The organism is Methanoregula sp. (assembly GCF_002835825.1).
In the GTDB taxonomy this organism is placed as follows: Archaea; Halobacteriota; Methanomicrobia; order Methanomicrobiales; family Methanospirillaceae; genus Methanoregula.
Genome location: NZ_PIZH01000074.1, coordinates 1 through 7378, shown reverse-complemented (window position 1 = coordinate 7378; position 7378 = coordinate 1). Strand labels below are relative to the sequence as shown.

General features: G+C 57.2%; 6 protein-coding genes. 3 read left to right on the top strand and 3 right to left on the bottom strand.

Annotated features, from left to right (window positions below):
* Positions 1-47: 47 nt before the first annotated feature.
* A complete protein-coding gene (locus tag CW742_RS04310) occupies positions 48-2645 on the bottom strand; it encodes a valine--tRNA ligase (RefSeq protein WP_292416937.1) in 2598 nt (865 codons plus the stop codon).
* 98 nt (positions 2646-2743) lie between these two features.
* Here CW742_RS04310 and CW742_RS04305 point away from each other — a divergent pair, with 98 nt between their 5' ends.
* Entirely contained in the window at positions 2744-3946 is a 1203-nt protein-coding gene (locus CW742_RS04305) for a TIGR00297 family protein (protein ID WP_292416934.1), read from the top strand.
* 97 nt (positions 3947-4043) lie between these two features.
* Here the strand turns inward: CW742_RS04305 and CW742_RS04300 are convergent, their stop codons facing one another.
* On the bottom strand, positions 4044-4883 hold the full coding sequence (locus CW742_RS04300) for a hypothetical protein (protein WP_292416931.1): 840 nt from the start codon (positions 4881-4883) through the stop codon (positions 4044-4046).
* 2 nt (positions 4884-4885) lie between these two features.
* Entirely contained in the window at positions 4886-5476 is a 591-nt protein-coding gene (locus CW742_RS04295; protein WP_292416928.1) for a pyruvate kinase alpha/beta domain-containing protein, read from the bottom strand.
* A 96-nt stretch (positions 5477-5572) separates the two neighbouring features.
* Between CW742_RS04295 and CW742_RS04290 the strand changes: the two genes are divergently transcribed.
* Together CW742_RS04290 and CW742_RS04285 are read left to right on the top strand one after the other, a co-directional pair.
* Positions 5573-6742: a redox-regulated ATPase YchF gene (locus CW742_RS04290; protein WP_292416925.1), complete on the top strand. Its 1170-nt coding sequence runs from the start codon at positions 5573-5575 to the stop codon at positions 6740-6742.
* Positions 6743-6931: 189 nt separating this feature from the next.
* Entirely contained in the window at positions 6932-7252 is a 321-nt protein-coding gene (locus tag CW742_RS04285) for a hypothetical protein (RefSeq protein WP_292416940.1), read from the top strand.
* Positions 7253-7378 lie beyond the last annotated feature (126 nt).

Below are 7378 nucleotides of genomic sequence, written 5' to 3'. Positions count from 1 at the left end.
GGGTTGCCTCATAATTTTCAAATTGAAAAAAAACCGGTAGAGAAAATTTATTCCTTCTTCGCAATCGTCACAATGACATCGCCCACCGTCAGCACATCCACCTTTGCGCCCTCTTCCATGTAGGAGAACTTGGGCGTGAACGCATCGGCCGGCAGCGGAGTCTCGACACCATTGATCTTGATTGTCTTCGGCGGCTTCTCCAGTTCAGCAGGAGACAACGCTCTCACCGCGTCCATGAACGCCTGCGCATCCTTCCGGAATGTCTTGCCCACGACCGAGCGGTTGAAGTCGATGTCGGTTATAGCCCGGTCAAGCTTTGCCACATCGGTGCGCCAGTGGACATCGGCATTGATGGTACGCCCGGTGTCGCCCTCGTCATTGACCGAGTGCGGCGCATAAATTGTCACCTTGCCGAGCGGGGCGTTGAGGGCCAGGTTGTTGTCGTGCTTGTACTTCCGCACTTCGGCAACAACCTGGACGAGCGTGTTGCCTTCCTTCCTTGCCGCATCGTCGTCATACGTGAAGCTGACCCAGGGCTGCTTGTGCACGCTCTGGCCCGGGTTGAGGTACGAGTAGCACTCCTCGGCAAAGTAGGGGATGAACGGGGCGAGCATCCGGCAGAGGGAGTCGAACGCGGTGTGGAGGGCGAGGCAGGCACCGGCCCGGGAGCCGTCCTGCTGGTAGAGCCGGCCCTTGACGAGCTCGATGTAGTTGTCGGCAAGGACGTCCCACGCAAATTCGCGGATGGCCTTGAGCGCGACATCGAACTGGTACTCTTCCATTGCAGTAGTGACCGCTTCGATCGTGTCCGAGAGCCGGACGAGCAGCCAGCGGTCCGCGAGCGCCGTGATCTCGGTGTTCTTGTCAAAGCCGCCCTTCTCGAGCTGGATGAGGGCGAACTTCGTGATGTTCCACATCTTGGTCTGGAACCGGGATGCGGCAACCACGTCGTTCCAGTTGAACATGATATCGGAGCCGGTGGCAGCGCCCATAGCGCCCCACTGGCGGAGGGCATCGGCGCCGTACTTGACGAGGATATCTTCGGGGACGATGATGTTGCCCCGGCTCTTGCTCATCTTGAAGCCGTCCTCGCCCAGCACCATGCCGTTGACCAGGATCTGGTCCCACGGTTTGCTGCCGGTCAGGGCGACGGAACGCAGGATCGTGTAGAACGCCCAGGTGCGGATGATGTCATGGCCCTGCGGGCGGATCTGGGCGGGGAAGTACGGCGGTTTTCCGCTGCCGTCCCAGTGGGTCACGTTCAGGACCGAGATGGAGGAGTCCATCCAGGTGTCGAGCACATCGACTTCGCCCTCGAACTCGGTGCTGCCGCACTTTTTGCACGGATGCTTTGGTTTCGTGAGCGTCGGATCGCATGGGAGATCCTTCTCGTCCGGAACGGTCATCTCGCCGCATTTCTTACAGAACCAGACCGGGATCGGGGTTGCGAAGATCCGCTGACGGGAGATGCACCAGTCCCACTCCATCTGGTCCACCCAGTTCTCCATCCGGCGGAGCATGTGCTCGGGGTACCAGGCTATCTGGTGCGCTGCCTTCTGGATCTCGTCGGGCTTGATTTTGACGAACCACTGGCGCTCGGAAAGGATCTCGATCGGGGTCTTGCAGCGCCAGCAGGTGCCCACGCGCTGGGCGAGTTTCTCCTGCCGGTGCAGGATGCCCTTTGCCTTCATATCGTCGAGGATTGCCGTGCGGCAGGCCGTGGTGTCAAGACCCTGGTATTTCCCGGCAATCGCGGTCATCCTGCCCTGGCGGTCGATCGCTTTTCTCAGGTCAAGGTTGTGCTGCTTCCACCAGTGGACATCCTGCTTGTCACCGAAAGTACAAATCATGACTGCGCCGGAACCGAACGCGGGGTCGACTGCCTCGTCCTGTACGACCGGGACATCGTGGCCGAAGAGCGGGACCTTCATGGACTTGCCTTTCAGCTTGTGGTAGCGGTCATCATTTGGGTGGACTGCGACCGCCACGCAGGCGGCAAGAAGCTCGGGCCGGGTGGTTGCAATCTCCACGCCGTCGAAATCGAAGTAGTTGAGCTGGGTCTCCCGGTCATCGTAGGAGACTTCGGCAAACGCGATCGCGGTCTCGCACCGGGTGCAGTAGTTGACCGGGTGCTCGCTCTGGTAGATGTAGCCCGAGGCAAGCATGCGCAAAAAGGAGAGCTGCGTCTTGCTGTAGTACTTCGGTGTCATCGTGATGTACTCGTTCGACCAGTCGGTCGAGAAGGCCATCTTGCGGAGCGTGATACGCATTGCCGCGATGTTCTTCTCGGTCAGCTCGCGGCACATCCTCCGGAACTCCTCGCGGGAGACATCGTTCTTGGTGATGTGGTTGAGCTCCTCGACTTTCACTTCGGTGGGAAGGCCGTGGCAGTCCCAACCCTGCGGGAACATCACGTTGAAACCCTTCATGCGCTTGTAGCGGGCAAAGAAGTCGATGTAGCACCAGTTCAGCGCATTGCCGATATGGAAGTTCCCGGTGGGGTAGGGTGGCGGGGTATCGATGATGAACTGCGGTTTCTTCGAGTTTTTATCAAAAAAGTTGTCCTCGTCCCGCCAGGTGTTCCTCCAGCGCTCCTCCACTTCGGCGAAATCATAGTTTTTGGGAAGTTGATCAGATGACACCATGTGAGGTGAAGGTTGATCGTTGATAGAAATATACTGATCGGATTTGCAGGAATGCACCACAATAAAACTCTTTTTGCTTGAAGACAAATGACTGTCCAATGCAGCGACAACGGGGCCTCGGCTATGCAGCGGCACTGGTCGGTGGAGTCACGCTCCTTGGGCCGTACCTGGAACCGGCGTGGCTGATGGCGCTTGTCGTCATCCTCTTCTCGCTTATCCTCTGGCGGTTTTTTGCCACAAAATACCTCACCTACACAATGTGCGCCCTTGCCGCGCTCTATGGTGTCGGGCTCCTCCCGTTCTTTGTCTTTGCCACAACGCTTGCCATGATCGTGCTGGGTGAACTGGCCTTCCAGCGCGGTGCTGACGACCTGAACACCTACCTGTATTACATCATCTCGACAGCATGGGCCGGCGTGCTCGTCATGGTGTACCTCAACGAGTCCGCGATCCTGACCATCATCTTTGGGATCATTGCTGCCGTCCTCCTCAAGGTAATCCTCTTAAAATACGAGGACTCGCTGGTCATCGAAGGAGTCGGGACGGCAATGACCATGCTCCTGATCCAGGAACTCAATTACCAGGCCGACCTCCAGGTTGTGGTGATGGCCGTTATTGCCGCGTTCACGTTTGCCTACTTTGCCTACCGGTCGAAGACAGCCGACCTCTCCGGGCTCTTCTCCATTGCGCTTGTCGGCATCATCCTTCTCGTCTTCACGACCCCCCTCTGGCTTGTCATCATGATTGTTTTCTTCGTTCTTGGTTCGATCGCAACGAAGTACAAGTACGAGTACAAGAAGCGGATCGGCGTTGAGCAGGGCCACAGCGGTGCACGGGGCTACCGGAATGTCTTTGCCAACGGCATCGCGGGAACTGCTGCGGCAGTCCTTTTTGGTGTGTTCCAGGACCCCATCTTTATTGTCCTCTACGTGGGATGTGTTGCCACCGCTGCCGCGGATACCCTGGCAAGCGAGATCGGCATGACCGGGGGTGTTCCCCGCATGATCACGACACTGAAACCGGTTCCTGTCGGGACAAATGGCGGTGTCACGCTGGTAGGCGAGCTGGTTGCACTGGCGGGGGGTATCATAGTTTCGGGTGCCGCGCTCCTGCTCGGCGTAATAACGCTCCCGATGCTGGTTGCCTGTTCGCTGGCCGCCTTTATCGGCACAAATGTTGACAGCCTTGTCGGGGCAACGCTCGAGAACAAGGGATTCTTAGGCAATGCGGGAACGAACTTTGCCGCAACCGTCAGCGGCGGGATCATCGCCGTCGCGCTGTACCTCGCAATGCCGGTATAAAAAAGATTACCGGGTTTTAGGATTTGTGAATTTTTTCAGGGCGGTCCACACGCCCACACGACCTGCGTATCCGTTTTCCCGAACCGACAGGAGTATACTAGTACTTATACCAGCGTCCCTTGCTGTCATATTCGCCGGTCTCCTGCTGGATAAGGATGGTGCTGCCGGCAAGCCTGCGGAAGGTACATGCCTTGTAGCTCATGAGCAGCGGGATGAGAATGAGTCCGGCAAGGAAGATGACCACGGCCGTTACCCAGGTCCCTTCGCTCCCGATCATGGTGAGGAGCTGGTCGGGTGTGAATGTCTGGAGCTGTTCCTCGGTATAGGTGGTGAGGGGTTCGAGTTTGTCGAAGAGAAGGGCTTCCCAGACGATCATCAGCGAGAAGAGGATGGTAGCGCTTGCGAGTGCCGAGATGAGGACAAAGGAGATGACCTTACCGGTGTTCTGGCTTACGATATCGACACTCCTCTGGATCGATTCAAACACCTTCCGGTCCTCAAAGACCGCGGCAGTGTCGGAAAAGAGCGTCATGAGGATGCTTGGGATTGCGACACCAAACGAGAGGAATACCAGCAGGGCAGGGTCGGACGCGATCCCGATGAGGTTGAGCGTGAGCATGACCAGGACGAAGACCAGCAGGATCATGAAGAGTATCACGAGCTGCGGGAGCAGTACGCGGAAGAAGTACTGGCGCCCGCCGCTGGCAAGCGCGCCCATGCCCCCTTCGTTCTGCCGGATCACCGAAAGGCTCCCGGCAATGAAGAAGAGCACGATAAGGCCGGTGATCACCACGAACCTGCCGGCAAAGAACGCCCCGGACAGGATGAAGAGCAGCCAGATGAAGGCAGCGCACAGTCCCCCCACTACACCGGGTATCCAGAGGACCGGCATCCGCACGAGAAGTCCGCAGGCCTCCTTGAATTCCGCCACCGACATGGTTACCGGGCCCTCGGCATGGCAACGATCTCCCGCACCTGGAGGTCGAAGAAATTTGCGGTGTGGGCCGGGCGGATGACGCAGACCGTATCGGCCCCGCTCATCGTCCCGCCAACGGCTATGACCTCGTCAGCGACACCGATTGCGCCCTGGTCGGCAGCGATGAGCACGCATTCAACGGCGACCTTGAGGCCGACAGCGACCGTGCGGCGGAACGCTTCGGCAATCGCCTCGGTACGGGAACCCCCGCCGACTTTCGGGGACCGCGACAGCGCCCGCTCAAGGCCGGAGAGGGCATGGGTGCCGGTAACGATCTTCACTCCCTCGTTCTGCAACTGCGCGGCAATATCCTGTGAGAATTCCCACTCACCGGGTTTCGTGAACCCCACAACGTGGGTGACTACTACGAGCTGGATCCTGGATCCTTTCAGTACCTTCGAAAAGGTCTGCGCGGTCTCCCCCGATGTGCTGGCAACAATGACCGTCTTTATCCCCGACTCCTTTGCCCGTTCAAGGGAAAACCGGGCAGCATCTTCCGTATTGGCCGGGCCCGGCGTATCGAAATAGTAACTTCTCTTCTGGACAAACGACATAAGTACCTTTTAATAAGCCACAGGGAAAAACTTTGTCAGATTCTTTCGGAGTGTTCTCCGGTTTTATCGTTACCTGCCTATGGAGAGGAAGAAACCATGCTCACGCTTGCCCTTGCCGGAAAACCCAATTGCGGGAAATCCACGTTTTTCAAGGCCGCCACCATGGCCCATGCCGAGATTGCGAATTACCCGTTCACCACCATCAACCCGAACTTCGGGGTCGCTTACGTGCGGACGAAATGCGCCTGCACCGAACTCAAGGTCAAGTGCAGCCACTGTGTTGACGGGAACCGGTTTGTTTCGGTCAACTTAATCGATGTGGCGGGGCTCGTCCCCGATGCGCACAAGGGCAAGGGGCTTGGCAACCAGTTCCTCGATGCACTCCGCCAGGCCGATGCGATCCTCCACATCATCGATGCAAGCGGCGGCACGGACAGCGAAGGGAACCCGGTCGGGGTGGGCAACCATGACCCGGCCGAGGATGTGAAGTTCCTCGGGTACGAGATGACGATGTGGGTCCATGGTATCCTCGGCAAGCACTGGTCCCATATCCTCCGCCAGTCGCAGGGGAAGGGAAATGCCATCCAGATGAGTATCGCGGAGACGTTCACCGGCCTTGGCATCACGTACGAGGATGTGCGCGATATCGAACTGGACCTGAAAGTCGATCTCGTGCACGCGACCATGGATGACCTCATCCCGTTCTGTGCGGAGATCGTGAAGATCTCAAAGCCGATGCTCGTTGTCGGGAACAAGTTTGACGAGGCGCCCGAAGCGCTCCGGGCAAAACTTGCGGAGGCAAAGGTGGCCTTTGCGAGCGCGGCATCGGAACTTGCGCTGCGCAATGCAGCAGCAGCGAAGGTGATCAGGTACCTGCCGGGCGATGCTGAGTTCAGTGTGGCTGAAGGAGTAACCCTCTCCGCTCCCCAGAAGGCCGGCCTTACAAAGATCGCAGAAGTCATGAAGCAGTGCAAGGGTACGGGCGTCCAGCAGGCAATCAACCGGGCGGTCTTTGAACTGCTCGACATGATTGTCGTATATCCGGTGGAAGACGAGAACCACTACTGCAACAAGCAGGGTGATGTGCTGCCCGATGCCTTCCTGATGCGGAAAGGATCGACTCCCCATGACCTTGCATTCCAGGTCCACACGGAGATCGGGAAGGGCTTCCTGTACGCTGTGGACGCAAAGACCAAGATGCGGATCAAGGAGAACCACGAGCTGAAGAACGGGGACGTCATCAAGATCGTGAGCGCTGCAAAGTAATACCGGGTGCGGCGGGTTCCGGGGACAGTATGACGATTGTCATACAATTGTCAGACAATCTGGCCGCTCTTTCCCAAAATCTCCGTTTTTCATCGGTTTTTCTGCGCAAAAACGACCGTTTTCCCACAATGTTTAAATAGGGAAGATGTGAACAGGTCATTTACCACGAGAAGGAAGGAGGTGGAGAAGATAGGAGGAGAGATATACCAGGCCCAGGTGATCAGGAACTTCTTTGACTGTATCACCGGCACCGACCGGAACCTTACCCGGATCTACATGTGTGTCATGAGCCTTGCAAAACTCCGCATGGAGTCCCCCGAGAAAATGGCCTCCCTGGTCGACCAGCTCAAAAAGAGCAAGATCCAAAAGGAGCTCTCGGTCGATATCCTGGATTACATGTGCGATGCTGCAAACCAGATCGAGATCGACAAGGTCCAGACCGCGTTCGGTGTCAAGGACATCAAGTCGGTGGCGCAGGACTTCACCGGCATCAGCATGGACAGCCTGTAAATACTTTTTTTACAATAATCCTGTTGACTGTGGAAGTGACACAAATGCAAGGTTTCATTATCAATCCGTACTTCTAGAATTCATTTTAGCAATGTCTAAAGATTATCTTGGATCACAGGATGGAGC

Coding starts and splice junctions, on each gene's coding strand:
- CW742_RS04310 (WP_292416937.1), bottom strand. CDS start 2,645: ATGGTGTCATCTGATCAACTTCCCAAAAACTATGATTTCGCCGAAGTG.
- CW742_RS04305 (WP_292416934.1), top strand. CDS start 2,744: ATGCAGCGACAACGGGGCCTCGGCTATGCAGCGGCACTGGTCGGTGGA.
- CW742_RS04300 (WP_292416931.1), bottom strand. CDS start 4,883: ATGTCGGTGGCGGAATTCAAGGAGGCCTGCGGACTTCTCGTGCGGATG.
- CW742_RS04295 (WP_292416928.1), bottom strand. CDS start 5,476: ATGTCGTTTGTCCAGAAGAGAAGTTACTATTTCGATACGCCGGGCCCG.
- CW742_RS04290 (WP_292416925.1), top strand. CDS start 5,573: ATGCTCACGCTTGCCCTTGCCGGAAAACCCAATTGCGGGAAATCCACG.